The sequence below is a fragment of the Aliiglaciecola aliphaticivorans genome, assembly GCF_054782055.1.
In genome coordinates this window covers 23,135-39,579 of the sequence record NZ_BAAGTF010000029.1, presented here as the reverse complement: position 1 = coordinate 39,579, position 16,445 = coordinate 23,135, and the positions used below count along the sequence as shown (strand labels likewise).

Below are 16,445 nucleotides of genomic sequence, written 5' to 3'. Positions count from 1 at the left end.
AATTCCTAAGCTATTTTGATTCGAACTACTTTCATCGCTTCAAATTCTATTCCCGCAACAGTCTCGACTATTGGATAATAAGTAAGGTTCACCTGACAACCATTGAGATTTTTGTATTGCTTTTTACGTCTAAATTTAAAAGGCACGTCTTGTCCTTCAACCATCACTGTATTCATGATCCAGTCTTCATCTTTGCGTTGTACATGAGAAACTACTTTCATCATCTCAGAATGAATCAAATTATCATGTTTATCCAGTAGCTTGGAAATGTTGGATTTGGCCATAATCTTCTTAGTCTAAATGTTTAAGGTAAATAAAGGGTAACCAAAGCTAAGTAAAGGTACTTAAAGGCGAAATATTACCTCTTTATTCGCCTCTTCTATGGTTGCAGCAAGGCTATAATACCATTTACCGCATAAAAATGGACAATATTACGCAAACACCAGTTAACACGTTTCTGTAAAAGTACTTGCGTCAAGAAAGAGCTCTTATACACATGGATTAATTTTTATACTAAAGTTGAATGGTCTTTAGAGGTGGTTTTGTTAAGATACGCGCTCTTCAATACCTAGGCTAAAGTAATGTTTCAGAAGTGGCGAATATACTTCAAGAATAAGTTTATAGTCGCCATTGTTGCATTCATTTTTGCAGTGGCGCTTAGTGCAACCTTTTCGCTTTTAAAATCAGTGGAAAGGCAAAGTCTATTAGAACAGGAAAGCCTTACTCCAGCTTTAAATCTAATTTCCGAAGAAATCATCAAACCTCTCTATGTTGCCGAAACGATAGCGCGCGCCTCAAATCTTAAAAGCTTAATGAGCAACCCCGTGCTCGATGAAGTCGCTCTTAAACAGAAATTGCAGCAGCTTTCAGAAGAGTTTAGAGTCGGTTTTTTTGTTGCCAATGAGAATAACCGAACCCAGTATAATTCAGATGGCTCAACTCTGGCTTTAGATATGAATAAAGTGGAGTGGTATTTCCGTGCCATGTATACAAACCAGGAAATTGTTGGTGTACTCGGCAATCGAGACGATATTCGTATTTATTACGATGTGAAAGTGCATAACGACAACGGCGAGTTTCTTGGATTCATCGGACTCAATAAAAAGCTAACCACCTTTCTTAGTGCATTTGATAACTTTAAAAAGGAATTTGGTTATGACTTTGTTTTTGTGGATCACAATAACAACGTTGTACTGTCATCAGATTCTAATATAGTGGCTGACGGCAAACGCATCTTGCAACTAAATCAACTACCTTGGTATGCCCCCTATATAACCAAATATAATGATACTCAGGAACACCACAATTTCCTTGTGGAGGTAGCGGGAGAAGACTTCCTTATTGCTCAAGCAAACTTTGAGTCGTTAAACTGGAAAATGTTTCTAATCAATCCGTTAAAGGTGCGTCAAACTGCAACAACTGAAGACTTTGTTTTGCAAACGGCTTATATATCCATCGCCATATTTACTGCAATTTTAATTATCTGGTTAATTGGCAAGTCATTGCAGGGGGAATTTGCAAGACGACACCAAATAGATCCCTTAACTCAACTTCCTAATAGAGCCCACCTAGCATGGCACTATGAAAAATTTGCCAGACTAAACAAGTCGATTGCAGTGATAATGGTGGACTTAGATCACTTTAAGAATATAAACGATACCTACGGCCATAGCATCGGTGATAAAGCACTGTGTGAAGTTGCAAATTTACTGAAATCTTTACTCAGAGATATCGATATTGTTGCTAGATGGGGTGGAGAAGAATTCGTTATTCTCCTCCCTGCCGCTGATATAACCATTGCCAACCATATTGCCGACAGAGCCCGAAAGGTGATAGCTAAACATATTTTTACTGCGAATAATAAAGTGGTACAAATCACCGCGAGTTTAGGGGTAAGTGCAGACACCGGTAAATCAAATTTAATGCAATTGATTAATGATGCGGATGCAGCCTTGTATAAAGCCAAGAAAAGCGGACGAAATAAAGTCTGTACAGGCAGCAATACGGCAATCAATGAGCATAAAAAACAAGCTAACTCATGAGTAAACACATCAGCCTAACGTACAATCAATCTGACTTACCTGTTGATTTGTATTACTAACCCGAAGCCTTTGATATACTCAGCGTCTATAAAAACAGCGTATTTTCAAAGGCGATGAAGTGGTTAAAACAATCTGGCGTAAAATAGTTTTAGTGTGTTGTGTTCAACTTTTAATGGCTTGTCAGCAAGAACCAGCTAAAACCGATGCTATGTTGTTCAGAGAAGCAACCATAACCAAAGCCCAAGTCCCACTCGACAAAGCCCTTAAGATACTCACCCCAGATGTACAAAACCAGCCCATGGCCAATCTCGATAGCTTCATTGTTGCTAATCAAGGGTTACGTGACGCCCGACAAGTCTATGCAAATAACAATATAACCCATTATCAAGACAATAAATTAAATGAGTTAGAAGGAATTATTCATGCCGTAGAGCCTAAGCTTGTATCACAAGCAAAGGAACTATTGAATCAAACTGTTGATAAAACCGTTGAACTGCGCACGGAAATTGAAGAGGCAAAAAACCAACCTTACAGTGCGCGGGGAAATGATACTGCGCAATTAGTCGAATTTCTTGGCAAACAATATAACCAAGATGTTAAAGAGTGCTGTTTGAAACAACTATCGCAAATTGATCAGTTACTTAAAGATAAAACCAAAGAACATAGAGCGTTAATCATTCTAATTCGCTCAATCAATCAAGAACTCGCCCAGGTCATTAAGCAAAAAGACTATGCGCAAAAACTCAAAAATCAGATTCAAGCTTTTTAATAATCGCTCGGTTGGCGTCGGGAAAAGTCAAATGACCTAGCTTGTTAATGGCAATCCACTGGGTAAGTTGCCCCTCTTTTCCAGAAGGTTCATTGCTGAATTGCTCAATAACTTGAATATGCAGACGTACTTGTTTGTCGCCATAGTCATGTTCAATTAACATAAACCCTGACTGTGAAGTCACCTCTATACCAACTTCTTCAAGTAGCTCCCGTGACGTAGCCTGCTCAACGCTTTCACCGGCTTCGATTTTCCCTCCCGGAAACTCCCACAAGCCACCTTGGTGCAAATCATCAGCCCGTTTACTGATAAATATTAGGTCACCACGCTTAATGACCCCCACTGCAACGTCTACAATTTTCATTTGCTCTTTCCCACAAAAAAAGGGCAATAAAGCCCTTTTTGTTTATCAAATAGTGCTTAGCTTAATTTACCGTGGCACTGTTTGTACTTTTTGCCTGAGCCGCAAGGACAAGGGTCATTACGACCTACTTTAGCGCCTTCACGCACTGTCGTTGTAGGCCCTGCAGCAGGGCTTTGCTCTGGTTCATCTACCAATTCATGTTCATAACTTTTTTTAACTTCGTCTGCTTGTCTGCGCTGTTCTTCAACGGCTTCAACATCAGATTCGGCTTTCACTCGTACTTTGCTAAGTATATTAATCACTTCAACTTTGAGATTTTCTAGCATTTCAGAAAAGAGTTGGAAAGATTCGCGCTTATATTCCTGCTTAGGATTTTTCTGAGCATAGCCCCGTAAATGAATACCTTGACGTAGATGGTCCATCGCCGCTAAATGTTCTTTCCAAGCACTGTCGAGGTTTTGCAACATCACGGCTTTTTCAAATTGACGCATTACGTCTGGGCCCACGGCCTCTTCTTTTTCTTTATAGGCATCGTTCACACTAGTGTGAATCTGCTCACGAAGTTTTTCTTCAAATAACTTGTCGTCTTCATCAAGCCATTTTTGTATGGGCAATTCCAATAAGAAATCTCCTTGAATACGCTCTTCGAGGCCAGCAACATCCCACATTTCTTCGAGAGATTGGGGGGGAATGTACTCGTCAATTACACTACTAACGACATCTTCCCGTATCGCCTGAATCGTCTCACTGATATCACCTTCATCTAACAACTCATTACGTTGTTCGTAGATAACTTTCCGTTGGTCATTGGCTACATCATCATATTCTAACAACTGCTTACGCATATCGAAGTTACGGCCTTCAACTTTGCGCTGGGCATTTTCGATAGCACGCGTTACCCACGGATGCTCAATTGCTTCACCGTGTTCCATGCCTAAGCGCTTCATCATATTGCCCATTTTTTCAGAGGCAAAAATGCGCATTAATGCATCTTCTAAGGATAAGTAAAAACGAGAAGAGCCTGGGTCACCTTGACGACCAGAACGACCACGTAACTGGTTATCAATACGTCGTGATTCATGACGTTCTGTACCAATAATATGGAGACCACCGGCATCAAGTACTTTTTTATGATCTTCTTCCCACTGCGCTTTAATCTTTGCCACTTTCTCAGGTTTAGGATCGTGAATTTTAGCAATTTCAGATTGCCAGTTACCACCTAACACGATATCTGTTCCACGACCGGCCATGTTAGTCGCGATTGTTACCGCTCCAGGGCGTCCCGCTTGGGCGACAATATCCGCTTCACGTAAATGTTGTTTGGCGTTCAATACTTCATGGGGAATTTTCGCTTTCTTCAAAACCCGCGACAGTAGCTCAGAGTTTTCGATGGAAACGGTACCTACCAAAGTAGGTTGTCCACGCTTAACACATTCTTTTATGTCTTCTACTATAGCTTCATACTTTTCTTCAGCTGTTAAGTAAATTAAATCAGCTTTATCGTCACGAAGCATGGGTTTATTGGTCGGTATTACCACCGTTTCCAAACCATAGATATGGTTAAACTCAAATGCTTCGGTATCTGCAGTTCCTGTCATACCCGCCAATTTTTCGTATAGTCGGAAGTAATTCTGGAATGTAATAGAAGCAAGGGTTTGGTTTTCATTTTGAATTTTCACACCTTCTTTAGCTTCAACAGCTTGGTGTAATCCTTCTGACCAGCGACGCCCTTCCATAGTTCGGCCAGTATGCTCATCAACGATGACGATTTCATCACCATTAACAATGTAGTCGACATCTTTACTGAATAGTTTATGGGCTCTCAAAGCAGCGTTAACATGATGCAATAACGAGATATTTGAGGCCGCAAATAAGGACTCATCTTCTGGTAAAATACCATTGCGCTGTAAAATTTCTTCTACATGTACTTGACCACGTTCAGTCAGATGAATTTGTTTACCTTTTTCATCTATAGTGAAGTCCCCTTCACCTTCGCGTCCAGCTTCGTCACCTTCTTTATCTTCATCTGCTTGTTGAATTAGCTCAGGGATAATTAAGTTAATTTGACGATATAGTTCCGAACTATCTTCTGCTTGCCCAGAGATAATTAAGGGTGTTCTAGCTTCATCGATAAGGATTGAGTCAACTTCGTCTATTACTGCAAAGTACAGTTTCTTTTGTACTCTATCATTGGGACTGAACGCCATATTGTCGCGCAAATAATCGAAACCAAATTCATTATTAGTACCATAGGTAATATCAGCGGCGTAAGCTTCTTTTTTCTCAGCATGAGACATACCAGGAACGTTACAACCCACTGTCATTCCTAAGAATTCAAATAACGGACGACTCCAGTCAGCATCACGTTTGGCTAGGTAGTCGTTGACCGTAATAACATGCACACCTTTACCGGATAAACCATTTAAGTAAGCAGGTAACGTCGAGGTTAAGGTTTTACCCTCACCTGTACGCATTTCAGCGATTTTACCTTCATGCAGTACCTGTCCACCCACCATTTGCACATCAAAATGACGCATGGAGAAAACTCGCTTACTGGCTTCTCTTACAACCGCAAAAGCTTCAATCAAGATATCATCTAAACTTGCACCGTCTTCAATGCGTTGCTTAAACTCTACCGTTTTCCCTTTAAGTTGCTCATCATCTAAGGCTTCGAGTTCAGGCTCTAGGGCATTAATTTCTACAACACGTTTGTTAAGTTTTTTTAACAGGCGGTCATTACGACTACCGAAAATTTTTCTGAATATACTCGAAAACATCGCTTTAAAGCTTCCAATCTAATAGAGAGATAAAACAATCGGCTCCCAATGGAGCCGATTTTCAAAATTACGTGGTTAAATTAGTTATCACTTTCGATAAACATAGGGCAACGGGTCTTGCTGCTTACCATTTTTAATCACTTCGTAATGTACATGAACGCCTGTTGAACGTCCGGTACTACCCATAAGGGCTATTTCCTGACCTTTGGTGACCACATCCCCAATCTTAACACTTATGCCTTGATTATGACCATAACGAGTAACCAAACCATTACCATGATCAATTTCTACCAATTGACCATAACCATAACGTTCGCCTGCCCAAGTCACTAAACCAGCGCCGGTAGACACAACGGCATCGCCTTGTTTACCAGCGAAATCTAAACCTTTGTGCATGGTTGGCAGGCCGCTAAAGGGGTCTTTTCTGACACCGTAATAAGAAGATAACCAACCAGAAGTAATAGGACGACCTTCTAAATGAGTCTGTTGGTCTATATGGTGATTCATCATGATAGATTCAAGGGCAGCGAGTTGTTGAGTTTTACTATCTAAACTCTCAAGCATGGAGTCCATGCGCTCTAACAGCTCATTACTGCCTTCAATAGTAATCACTGAATCTGTAATAGGACCACCAAGGTTATCCAATTCCTGAAAGCCAAATTCGTCTTGATTTAAGCCTGCCTGTTCAACCAATCTGGCGCCCAGAGCATTCACTCGTTGAATCTGACTTTGTACATCAGCCAAGTTAAGCATGATGCCAGCCAACTGTTGTTGTGTTGCAGATTTTAGTTCTGTTACGTCTCGTTGTTGCTCAATAAAGCCGCTTTTTGCATACTCAATGCGAGCATGAGACTCATTTATTTTGTGATCCGTCCGGCTTGAAAGCATAACCAGCCCGCATACCAAAACAAAGCCGACAACCAATCGTTGCTTACCTATATGATAGGAAAACTCCGTTGATTTGCCTTTATAATGTAGTGTTAAACTCATGTAAGGTATTCTCGTGATTTTTTAGCTGCAGTGGATTCTAAACCTGATAGCCTTATGTTGATAGCTATATTAGGTATCCAGAATCAACCTAAGCGTTTACTTTTCATACAGTTCAAATTGGCTTTTTGTTAGTAATTTTGTGCCAATACCCATATCGTTTTTTCTAACCCCAAACAATACCTTGTAGAACATAAGGTTATCAAGGTATTTATATGAGGTGTTTGATTCTTTTTGCAGTTACTAAACTAAAAAATGCCGCAAAGGCGGCATTTTTATATAAATAGCTAATTCGCTAATACTGCTGGTGCAAAATGAATGGGGACTTCATCTTGATTTTCGTAGGTAACATATTCCCAACAGCTTTGGTCGTTTAACATCGCATTCAGCAATTTATTATTTAGACCATGACCTGACTTGTAGGCTCTTAATTCGCCAACAATGCTATGGGCACCTAGATACAAATCACCTACTGCATCGAGAATTTTGTGTTTCAAAAACTCATCTTGATAGCGCAAACCTTCAGGATTTAACACACGGTATTCATCTAAGGCAACCGCATTTTCCATGCTGCCACCTAGTGCCAGGTTATTAGCATTCATGTATTCAAAGTCGCGCATGAAACCAAAGGTTCTCGCACGGCTCACCTGATCAACGTAAGAGGATGCGTCAAAATCCAATACAATGTGCTGACGAGTTTGACTAATAACCGGGTGTTCAAAGTCGATTTTAAAGTCTACTTTGAAGCCATCGTAGGGATGAAACTCAGCCCACTTATCACCGTCTTCAACACGAATGTGTTTGGTAATACGAATGAATTTTTTGGGTGCATTTAACTCTTCAATACCAGCCGATTGCAGCAAGAAAATGAACGGACTCGCGCTGCCGTCCATAATCGGAAGTTCATTACTGTCAACTTCAACAATAATGTTATCGATGCCTAAACCGGCTAAGGCTGAGGATAAATGCTCAACCGTATAGATAGATACCCCGTCCGCATTACTCAGACAGGTACACAGCACTGTATCGCCTACTGCATTCGCTTTAGCAGGAATATCCACATGAGGCTCAAGATCGATGCGGCGAAATACAATTCCCGTATTCGCCGGCGCAGGCCGGAGAGTCATAGAGACCTTTTCACCTTTGTGCAGACCTATCCCTGTTTCTTGCACAGCATGTTTGATTGTGCGTTGTTTTATCATCTAAACGTTGCCTATCCAAAAACATTAATCAGCTAAAAACCGGCGCGTAGTATACTGACCAGCTGGTCTAATGTCAAAAAACTGTCATATTTGTTATGCAGTGCTTTTTGCATCAACCCCATCACTTTATCAATGACCAAGTGTTCACACTATCTCAGATGAGACGTGAACCATGGGATAAGTGATCAAGCACAGTATAACCCCTCGCGTTTTTACGCTCTCAAAATTCGCTACTAACTATGTAGCTACGACCTCACAAACGTCGAAAAATTCACTTTTCGACGAAAAATCAGTCAGCTTGCTTTCGCAAAAAAGCAGGAATATCCAAATACTCATAATCGGTATTGGCTTCCGTTTTTTCTTCCGTAGCAACCGCTTTATTCATATCGGTAGCAGTGTTACCAATGCGATCACCGCTATCAGGCTGCAGTTTGAACTGCTTCGCTTCAGCTGAAACCCGTGAACCTTGACTACTAACCAATGAAATATCAGGTTTGCGTTCTGCACCAATACCGGTTGCAACAACAGTAACTCGTAGCTCGTCAGTCATTTCCATATCAATAACTGTACCCACAACCACTGTTGCATTTTCAGATGCAAATGCCTTAACTGCGTTACCAACAGTTTCAAATTCATCGATAGCAAAGTCTGGTCCAGCCGTAATATTTACAAGAATACCGCGAGCGCCAGTTAGGTCGATATCTTCCAACAACGGACTTGCAATTGCAGCTTCAGATGCTTCTTCTGCTCGGTCTTCACCGGTGCCAGAACCACTACCCATCATTGCCGTGCCCATTTCAGACATCACTGTTTTCACGTCTGCAAAGTCAACGTTAATTAAACCAGGACGCGTAATTAGCTCAGCAATCCCCTGAACCGCACCGCGTAACACGTCATTTGCAGCACTAAAGGCTTGCAGTAAAGGCGTGCCTCTTCCCATTACTTTCAGCAATTTTTCGTTCGGGATCGTAATCAATGAATCGACATATTTTGTCAACTCTTCAATGCCCTGCTCAGCAAATTCTATGCGTTTTTTACCTTCAAACGGAAAAGGCTTAGTAACAACTGCAACGGTCAAAATACCTAATTCTTTTGCTACTTTAGCGACTTCAGGTGCCGCCCCCGTACCTGTACCGCCGCCCATACCAGCAGTAATAAAAACCATGTCAGCACCTTCAAGGGCTTGACGGATGGTTTCGCTATCTTCTTCTGCAGCTTGACGTCCGATATTTGGGTTAGCGCCCGCTCCCAAACCTTTAGTGACGCCTGAGCCTATTTGTAAGGTCACATTGGCAGAAGAACTGCGTAACACCTGGGCATCAGTATTTACAGCGATAAACTCTACACCTTCAATACTTTGAGACACCATGTGCTCAATTGCATTTCCACCGCCACCGCCGACGCCGATGACCTTTATGACAGCTTCTTCGCTGTGACTATCCATTAATTCAAACATTATTTTTCTCCGATTTTTGCGCGATAGACCGTAAGAAGTGAATACTTACGGTCAATTTTTTAAGATCCCGAGATTTTTCCATCCTCAGAATTCCCCCTTAAACCAACTTTGAACACGATGCCATAGTCCTTCGCTGGACCCGGCTTTTTGCGCTGATTTCGATTGCATGGATTCTTTGCCATATTGCAACAACCCAATTGCGGTTGCGAAACTCGCATCTTCAACGTATTCAGATAAACCTTTCATGCCGATTGGTTCTCCAACTCGAACAGGCATTTGAAACAACTCTTCTGCAAATTCTACGGCACCTTCCATTTTTGCCGAACCGCCAGTTAAAACGATTCCAGCAGCAATTTGCTCTTCTAATCCACTGGATTTGATCTCTTCATGGATCAATTCAAACAACTCCTGATAACGAGGCTCAATGACCTCTGCTAGTGTGTGTCTTGACATCATTCTTGCTGGACGTCCACCCACGCTCGGGACTTGTATTTGTTCTTCCATACTGACCATGTCACGCAATGCGCAGGCATAGTTAATTTTTATTTCTTCAGCATGATTTATCGGTGTTCTAAATATCTTAGCGATATCGCTAGTAATTTGGTTCCCAGCTACCGGAATAACCGCGGTATGACGAATAGCACCGTCGGTGTAGACCACCATATCTATAGTTCCACCACCAATATCAACGACACAAACACCCAATTCTTTTTCATCATCAGTTAACACCGCATAACTGGACGCAAGGGCAGAAAATATCATTTGGTCAGCATTGAGTTCACAACGCTCTACACATTTCACCAAATTTTTCGCCATATCATCGGCACAGGTTATAATGTGTGCTCTGGCTTCCATTCGCACCCCAGACATACCAATTGGATTTTTTATCCCTTCTTGTACATCAATGGTGTACTCCTGTGGCAGCACGTGTAACAACCGACGCTCCAACGCAATGGGCACTGAACGCGCTGCATGGACCACATTATCAACATCGTCTTGTGTCACTTCTTGATTATTGATCGGTACCATACCGCTCTCGTTTTGGCACTTTACATGACGGCCAGATATCGACATAAATACTGACGATACTCGGCAGTCAGCCATTAATTCCATTTCGCCTACCGCTCGTTGCACAGACTGCACAAGTAAGTTCAAATCGTTGACGCCGCCCTTATCCATACCTTTGGCTGAATGCGTACCTACACCGACAATGCTCACATCACCGTCGTCGAGAATTTCCCCAACCACAGCTTTGACTTTACTTGTGCCCATGTCTAAGCCAACGATTAGATTTCTTTCTGTTACCTTAGACATATTATTTGCTACCCACTTTAACTAACTCTCTTGTTCATTTGTTAATGCGCTTTTCCATCCCACGGCTAATCCCGTGTCATAACGCAAATCAATATAATCTACTTGTTTATCTTGCTTTTTTAACAACGGATAAACATCTACAAAACGTTGTAATCTATCTACATATTCCGAGCGTCCGAGATTAAGTCGAATGCCATTTTCAAGTCGTAAATTCCAAGCAAAACGTTCACTTAGATATAATTCATCAATGCGCAAACTGGCTGAGTTGAGTAATGTTTGCATATCACGATATCCATTTAACGCTGTTTCCTCACTGCCACTTGGCCCGAATAAATCTGGCAATACTTCATTTGGCAATTGAGCTGCGAACCTTTCACCATATTGATTTAACAATGCATCTTTATTCCATCTCGCGCTGGCTATCTCTTCCACTACATGAATATTGAGACTATTCGGCCAACGCTTTCGTACTGATGCTCGATGCACCCAAGGCAATGCCTCAATTTCCTGATGCAATCGATCAACATCAACTTCAAAAAAACTTTCTGGATGTTTTGAACGAATGGTATTTTCAATCAATTCATCCTCAATATTTATTCTCTTCCCACTGACAATAACTTGCTGAATGGGTGCTCGCTGGGCATCTTCCAACCAACTATCTAACCACCAAATGGCGTACACTAGAGCTAGCAGCACAATTGCCAAAAACACCATTCCCACTATTTGATAGCGAGTATTTGGTTGGCTTGTGACAGCGAGTGATTGCATTAATGTTCATCCGCCGTTTTCAATATGGCTAACACTAATTGCTCAAAAGTCATTCCAGCCTGTTTTGCCGCCATGGGTACTAAACTTTTTTCAGTCATACCAGGAACAGTATTCGCTTCTAGTAAATAGAATTGACCACTTTGGTCACACATAAAATCAATCCGCCCCCATCCAATGCCAGACACAGCATGGAAAGCTTCAAGAGCTAACCTACCCAGCCTATTTTCTTCTTCTACAGATAACCCGCTGGGGCAAAAATACTGAGTTGAATCAGAAAGATACTTGGCATCATAATCATAAAAAGTATGGGGTGTAGACATACGAATCGATGGTAGTGCGCTACCATTTAAAATTGTCACTGTGTATTCTGAACCATGGATAAAGCGCTCTAACAAGACGCTATCATCATAATTAAATGCGTCTTGAATGGCCGCTTCTAATTGTGCAGCATTGCTTACTTTGGTCATCCCTATGCTGGAACCTTCCTGCGCAGGCTTGACCATCACTGTGTCCCCTAATTCGTCCATTATAACCTTGCAAGATCGCGCATCAAAGCTACTTTTCTCTGCAATTTGATAATTTGCTGTAGGTAACCCTAAAGTTTGCCAAATTTGCTTAGTTTTAATTTTGTCCATGGCCAAGGCAGAGCCTAAAACACCACTTCCGGTATAGGGTAAATTGAGGACTTGCAATGCACCTTGCATACTGCCATCTTCCCCTCCCCGACCATGCAGCATAATGAGCACGCGCTCAAATCCTTGGCTAACAAGTTCAGTAATCGCCTGTTCTGCAGGGTCAAATTTATGGGCATCAACGCCAGCAGTTTGCAACGCGTTAAGAACCGCATTTCCGGAAAGCAAAGAAACTTTGCGTTCCGCAGAGTGACCACCAAACAAAACGGCCACCTTACCAAACTGCTTTACATCAATGTTTAGTCCATCTGTCATTGCGCACTTCCGACATTCATTTTTTCTTTATTTAATTCAACGGACTGCAAATACTTGGCAATCTGACCAATATTTCCGGCACCTTGTGTCATTAACACGTCTTGGTCCCTCAAGGCTTCGGATAGTAACTTGGGTAGCTCATCTTTATCGGCTACGTAAATAGGCTCGATTTGCCCCCGTTGTCTGATAGAGCGGCACAATGCCTTACTATCAGCACCTTCTATAGCGGCCTCTCCAGCGGAATATACTTCAAGTAACAGAAGACAATCGACCTGAGAAAGCACACGCACAAAGTCTTCGTATAAATCTCGAGTACGGGTAAAACGATGTGGTTGATAAGCCATGACCAAGCGTTTGTCTGGCCAATTGTTACGGGCAACGGCAATGGTTGCAGCAACTTCAGTAGGATGATGACCATAATCATCAACCAATATTACTTCACCGTCACCGGTCTCAAAGCAACCTAATTGCTCAAAACGTCGCCCAATTCCTTCAAAAGCGCCTAATGCATCAACAATGGCCTGATCGTCAACACCTTCATCAGTCGCAACCGCAATAGCCGATAACGCATTTAGAATGTTGTGTTTACCCGCGATATTTAACGTCACTTGTAAGTCAGAGCGCCCAGAACGCTTGGCGATAAAACGACTCTGATTAAACCCCATTTCAATATTGACGGCGCGCACATCCGCTTGCTCTTCAATACCGTATGTCATCACTTTACGTCCGACCCTAGGTAGAAGTGCGCGCACCACAGGATCGTCAACGCACATTACTGCCAATCCATAAAAGGGTAAGTTATGTAAAAAATCTAAGTAAGTGTCTTGCATTCGTTGGAAATCACCGTCGTAGGTTTCCATGTGATCCGCTTCAATGTTGGTCACAATTGAAACCATGGGTTGCAAGTGCACAAAAGATGCATCACTTTCATCCGCTTCAGCGATTAAATAACGACTGCTACCCAATTTAGCATTGGTGCCGGCACTATTTAGCAGCCCACCAATCACGAAAGTAGGGTCAAGTTCAGCTTGAGCAAATATAGTGGCTAATAAGCTTGTTGTGGTTGTTTTACCATGGGTACCCGCTACTGCGATCCCATGGCGGAAACGCATAAGTTCAGCCAACATTTCGGCGCGGCGAATGACGGGAATGCGTGCCTCTTTGGCGGCTATAATTTCAGGGTTAGTATGATCAATGGCACTGGAAACTACCACCACATTGGCGTTTTCAATATTTTCCTGACGATGGCCGATAAAGACTTTAGCCCCCTTGCTTTGTAAGCGCTGGGTCATACCGTTATTTTGTTGATCTGAACCCGAAATGGCATAGCCTTCATTTAATAGTACTTCCGCAATGCCACCCATACCAGCACCACCAATTCCAATAAAATGAATTTGTTTTATGCGGCGCATTTCAGGTACATGATAGTTCGCTTTATCAGGCTTAATCATGAAGCTTCTCCCCCCAGCGTGGCACAAATATCACTAACGGTTTTAGTTGCTTGAGGTTTGGCCAGCGATCTCGCTTTTTGCCCCATAGTTACTCGACTTTCTCCGTCGTTTACTAGTTGTTGAATAATAACTTTCAAACCACCTTCTTCTAATTGAGGTTGAGGTAATAAAACCGCTGCATGATGATCCACTAATGCCCGGGCATTCATGGTTTGATGATCATCCACAGCATGTGGTAAAGGAACAAATATCGCCGCCACACCGACCATGGCAACCTCAGCAACAGTCAATGCACCGGCTCGGCAAATAACGACATCAGCCCAGGCATAAGCTTCAGCCATATCATCAATAAACTCGGTAACCTGCCAATTATCACTGTTTGGCCACACTTGTTGATAAGTGTCTGTCACTGATTGTTGATGGCCTTTACCCGTTTGATGGCGCACTTGCGCGTTAGTAATCTCAGCCAAAGCTGGCGGTACATGCGTATTAAGGGCACTGGCTCCCAAAGAACCGCCGACAATAAGAATATGACACTTACCTTGATTAGCTTGTTTTGCCGGTAAATTAGCGAAATCACTTCTGACGGGGTTGCCCACCCAATTGTATTTGTTAGCAGACTGCTTTCCAAAAGCCTGATTAAAACCAGTCAATACTCGCTTAGCAAACTTGGCAAGGACTTTATTGGTTAGTCCAGGTAATGCATTTTGTTCATGGACAACCAAAGGTATGCCTCGGATCCACGCGGCAATGCCTCCAGGTCCACTCGCAAATCCCCCCATGCCTAAAACGACATCAGGATTAATTTGCTTAATAACTTTCAAAGCTTGGTAAACCGAATGAATCACTTGGAAAGGCGCTTTGAGTAAGCGAAGGATCCCATTGCCACGCACTCCGGCAACGTCAATAAAACTAATATCGAATCCTTCTTTGGGAACAATATCTGCTTCCATACGCGCTGCCGTGCCTAGCCAGTGGATGTGCCAATTGCGTTGCTGCAACTCTTTTGCCACGGCAATGCCAGGAAAAACATGTCCACCCGTTCCACCTGCCATAATCAGAATGGTTTTGTTCATGTCATTCATTCTGCCACCCCTTCTTCATTATGAGGGGCCGCTTCGGCAAGCAGTTTTTTGACTTTAGACTTGGCCTTGTTGACTTTTTTCTTTGAACCTTTGCTCATGGCTTGAACGCCATCAACTCGAATTTCAAAATCAATTCGAATTAAAATTGCTACGGCAACCGCCATGACAATAAGGCTTGAACCACCGTAACTAACCAACGGCAGTGTTAACCCTTTGGTCGGTAAAATCCCTGCACTGGCACCGACATTTACAGCAGTTTGGAAACTGAACCAAATGCCAATGGCATACGCTAGATAGCCATCATAGGGACGTTCAGCTTTTAATGCTAAATTACCGAGTTTCAGTGCCTTGTATACCAATGCAAATAACAGAATTAACACACAGACAACACCCATAAAACCAAATTCTTCGGCTAAAATAGCAACGATAAAGTCGGTATGTGCTTCAGGAAGAAACTCAAGTTTCTGCAAGCTGTTTCCTAATCCTTGACCAAACCAATCACCACGCCCGTAAGCCATTAATGACTGGGTTAATTGATAACCCGCACCAAAAGGGTCTTCCCAGGGCTTTAGGAAAGAACTCATTCGTTCTACTCGATAGTCAGCCGTTAAAATTAACGCCGTAATCGAGGCAAGCCCGGTAAACACTAAACCAAAAAACTGCCATAATTTTGCACCGGCTAAAAACAGTAAACCTAAGGTGGTGGCAAACATCACAACCACTGTGCCCAAATCGGGTTGTAGCAGGATTAAAAATGCCAACACAAAAAACACCACTAGAGGTTTCATAAAACCTTTAAGGTTTTCTGTTACTTCTTCGTATCTGCGCACCATATAGCCTGCCAAATAACAAAAGAAAAATAACTTAGCTAACTCAGCAACCTGAATGGTAATAGGCCCGACTACCAGCCAGCGACGACTACCATTTACTGTGCGCCCTACAAACAGCACCAAAATGAGTAAAACGACGGCCAATAACAGTAACCAAGGGTTACTCACTCGCCACCATTGCATGGGAATTTGCATCACAATACAGGCCGCCACTCCGGCTAAGCACAAATATATGCCGTGACGAATAGCAAAATGAAAGGGATTATCAAATAAACGCGCAGCCACAGGCATGGAAGCTGAAGTGACAATCACCAAACCAATGGCCATCAACGCAATGCTGATCAGAATAAAGTTCACATCAAACGCTTTTCCGTCGATTTGTTTGCCATCATGACGCTGAGAAAACATTCTACGCAACATGGAATCGTTTTGTGTGTTCATTGTCGTTGTTCT

Annotated in this window: 14 protein-coding genes; 2 read left to right on the top strand and 12 right to left on the bottom strand. The window is 42.4% G+C overall.

Annotation, left to right across the window (positions count from 1 at the left end):
- Positions 1-5: 5 nt before the first annotated feature.
- Positions 6-284, bottom strand: a complete 279-nt coding sequence (locus ACYVIL_RS15110; protein ID WP_252728775.1) for a hypothetical protein — start codon at positions 282-284, stop codon at positions 6-8.
- A gap of 297 nt (positions 285-581) precedes the next feature.
- Between ACYVIL_RS15110 and ACYVIL_RS15105 the strand changes: the two genes are divergently transcribed.
- Entirely contained in the window at positions 582-2,042 is a 1,461-nt protein-coding gene (locus ACYVIL_RS15105; protein ID WP_460313220.1) for a sensor domain-containing diguanylate cyclase, read from the top strand.
- Between the two features lie 118 nt (positions 2,043-2,160).
- A complete protein-coding gene (locus tag ACYVIL_RS15100; protein WP_460313218.1) occupies positions 2,161-2,811 on the top strand; it encodes a hypothetical protein in 651 nt (216 codons plus the stop codon).
- Here ACYVIL_RS15100 and mutT read toward each other — a convergent pair.
- From mutT to ftsW, 11 genes are all read right to left on the bottom strand, one after another.
- The gene (gene mutT / locus ACYVIL_RS15095; RefSeq protein ID WP_460313216.1) at positions 2,786-3,175 is read right to left on the bottom strand and encodes an 8-oxo-dGTP diphosphatase MutT; all 390 of its coding nucleotides are present in this window, start codon (positions 3,173-3,175) and stop codon (positions 2,786-2,788) included. The two genes, ACYVIL_RS15100 and mutT, sit on opposite strands and share 26 nt — an antisense overlap.
- 56 nt (positions 3,176-3,231) lie before the next feature.
- Positions 3,232-5,952: a preprotein translocase subunit SecA gene (secA, locus tag ACYVIL_RS15090; RefSeq protein ID WP_460313214.1), complete on the bottom strand. Its 2,721-nt coding sequence runs from the start codon at positions 5,950-5,952 to the stop codon at positions 3,232-3,234.
- 87 nt (positions 5,953-6,039) lie between these two features.
- Entirely contained in the window at positions 6,040-6,942 is a 903-nt protein-coding gene (locus tag ACYVIL_RS15085; protein ID WP_303472611.1) for a M23 family metallopeptidase, read from the bottom strand.
- A 284-nt stretch (positions 6,943-7,226) separates the two neighbouring features.
- Positions 7,227-8,141 carry a UDP-3-O-acyl-N-acetylglucosamine deacetylase gene (gene lpxC, locus ACYVIL_RS15080; protein WP_460313211.1) on the bottom strand — a complete coding sequence of 305 codons (915 nt, stop codon included), beginning with the start codon at positions 8,139-8,141 and terminating at the stop codon, positions 7,227-7,229.
- 289 nt (positions 8,142-8,430) lie between these two features.
- Positions 8,431-9,597 carry a cell division protein FtsZ gene (ftsZ, locus tag ACYVIL_RS15075; RefSeq protein ID WP_303472614.1) on the bottom strand — a complete coding sequence of 389 codons (1,167 nt, stop codon included), beginning with the start codon at positions 9,595-9,597 and terminating at the stop codon, positions 8,431-8,433.
- Positions 9,598-9,681: 84 nt separating this feature from the next.
- A complete protein-coding gene (gene ftsA, locus ACYVIL_RS15070) occupies positions 9,682-10,911 on the bottom strand; it encodes a cell division protein FtsA (protein WP_303472615.1) in 1,230 nt (409 codons plus the stop codon).
- Between the two features lie 21 nt (positions 10,912-10,932).
- Positions 10,933-11,679 carry a cell division protein FtsQ/DivIB gene (locus tag ACYVIL_RS15065; RefSeq protein ID WP_460313208.1) on the bottom strand — a complete coding sequence of 249 codons (747 nt, stop codon included), beginning with the start codon at positions 11,677-11,679 and terminating at the stop codon, positions 10,933-10,935.
- Positions 11,679-12,626, bottom strand: coding sequence for a D-alanine--D-alanine ligase (locus tag ACYVIL_RS15060; protein ID WP_303472619.1), 948 nt, complete (start codon positions 12,624-12,626; stop codon positions 11,679-11,681). The genes ACYVIL_RS15065 and ACYVIL_RS15060 overlap by 1 nt, the downstream gene beginning before the upstream one ends.
- The gene (murC, locus tag ACYVIL_RS15055) at positions 12,623-14,077 is read right to left on the bottom strand and encodes a UDP-N-acetylmuramate--L-alanine ligase (protein WP_303472620.1); all 1,455 of its coding nucleotides are present in this window, start codon (positions 14,075-14,077) and stop codon (positions 12,623-12,625) included. Before murC ends, ACYVIL_RS15060 begins: the two co-directional genes overlap by 4 nt.
- The gene (gene murG, locus ACYVIL_RS15050) at positions 14,074-15,153 is read right to left on the bottom strand and encodes an undecaprenyldiphospho-muramoylpentapeptide beta-N-acetylglucosaminyltransferase (RefSeq protein WP_303472844.1); all 1,080 of its coding nucleotides are present in this window, start codon (positions 15,151-15,153) and stop codon (positions 14,074-14,076) included. Before murG ends, murC begins: the two co-directional genes overlap by 4 nt.
- A gap of 5 nt (positions 15,154-15,158) precedes the next feature.
- On the bottom strand, positions 15,159-16,433 hold the full coding sequence (gene ftsW, locus ACYVIL_RS15045; RefSeq protein WP_460313350.1) for a cell division protein FtsW: 1,275 nt from the start codon (positions 16,431-16,433) through the stop codon (positions 15,159-15,161).
- Positions 16,434-16,445 lie beyond the last annotated feature (12 nt).

What these genes read in the sequence shown, in the direction of transcription:
- ACYVIL_RS15110 (WP_252728775.1), bottom strand. Translation starts at nt 284, where the DNA reads ATGGCCAAATCCAACATTTCCAAGCTACTGGATAAACATGATAATTTG.
- ACYVIL_RS15105 (WP_460313220.1), top strand. Translation starts at nt 582, where the DNA reads ATGTTTCAGAAGTGGCGAATATACTTCAAGAATAAGTTTATAGTCGCC.
- mutT (WP_460313216.1), bottom strand. Translation starts at nt 3,175, where the DNA reads ATGAAAATTGTAGACGTTGCAGTGGGGGTCATTAAGCGTGGTGACCTA.
- secA (WP_460313214.1), bottom strand. Translation starts at nt 5,952, where the DNA reads ATGTTTTCGAGTATATTCAGAAAAATTTTCGGTAGTCGTAATGACCGC.
- ACYVIL_RS15085 (WP_303472611.1), bottom strand. Translation starts at nt 6,942, where the DNA reads ATGAGTTTAACACTACATTATAAAGGCAAATCAACGGAGTTTTCCTAT.
- lpxC (WP_460313211.1), bottom strand. Translation starts at nt 8,141, where the DNA reads ATGATAAAACAACGCACAATCAAACATGCTGTGCAAGAAACAGGGATA.
- ftsZ (WP_303472614.1), bottom strand. Translation starts at nt 9,597, where the DNA reads ATGTTTGAATTAATGGATAGTCACAGCGAAGAAGCTGTCATAAAGGTC.
- ftsA (WP_303472615.1), bottom strand. Translation starts at nt 10,911, where the DNA reads ATGTCTAAGGTAACAGAAAGAAATCTAATCGTTGGCTTAGACATGGGC.
- ACYVIL_RS15065 (WP_460313208.1), bottom strand. Translation starts at nt 11,679, where the DNA reads ATGCAATCACTCGCTGTCACAAGCCAACCAAATACTCGCTATCAAATA.
- ACYVIL_RS15060 (WP_303472619.1), bottom strand. Translation starts at nt 12,626, where the DNA reads ATGACAGATGGACTAAACATTGATGTAAAGCAGTTTGGTAAGGTGGCC.
- murC (WP_303472620.1), bottom strand. Translation starts at nt 14,077, where the DNA reads ATGATTAAGCCTGATAAAGCGAACTATCATGTACCTGAAATGCGCCGC.
- murG (WP_303472844.1), bottom strand. Translation starts at nt 15,153, where the DNA reads ATGAACAAAACCATTCTGATTATGGCAGGTGGAACGGGTGGACATGTT.
- ftsW (WP_460313350.1), bottom strand. Translation starts at nt 16,433, where the DNA reads ATGAACACACAAAACGATTCCATGTTGCGTAGAATGTTTTCTCAGCGT.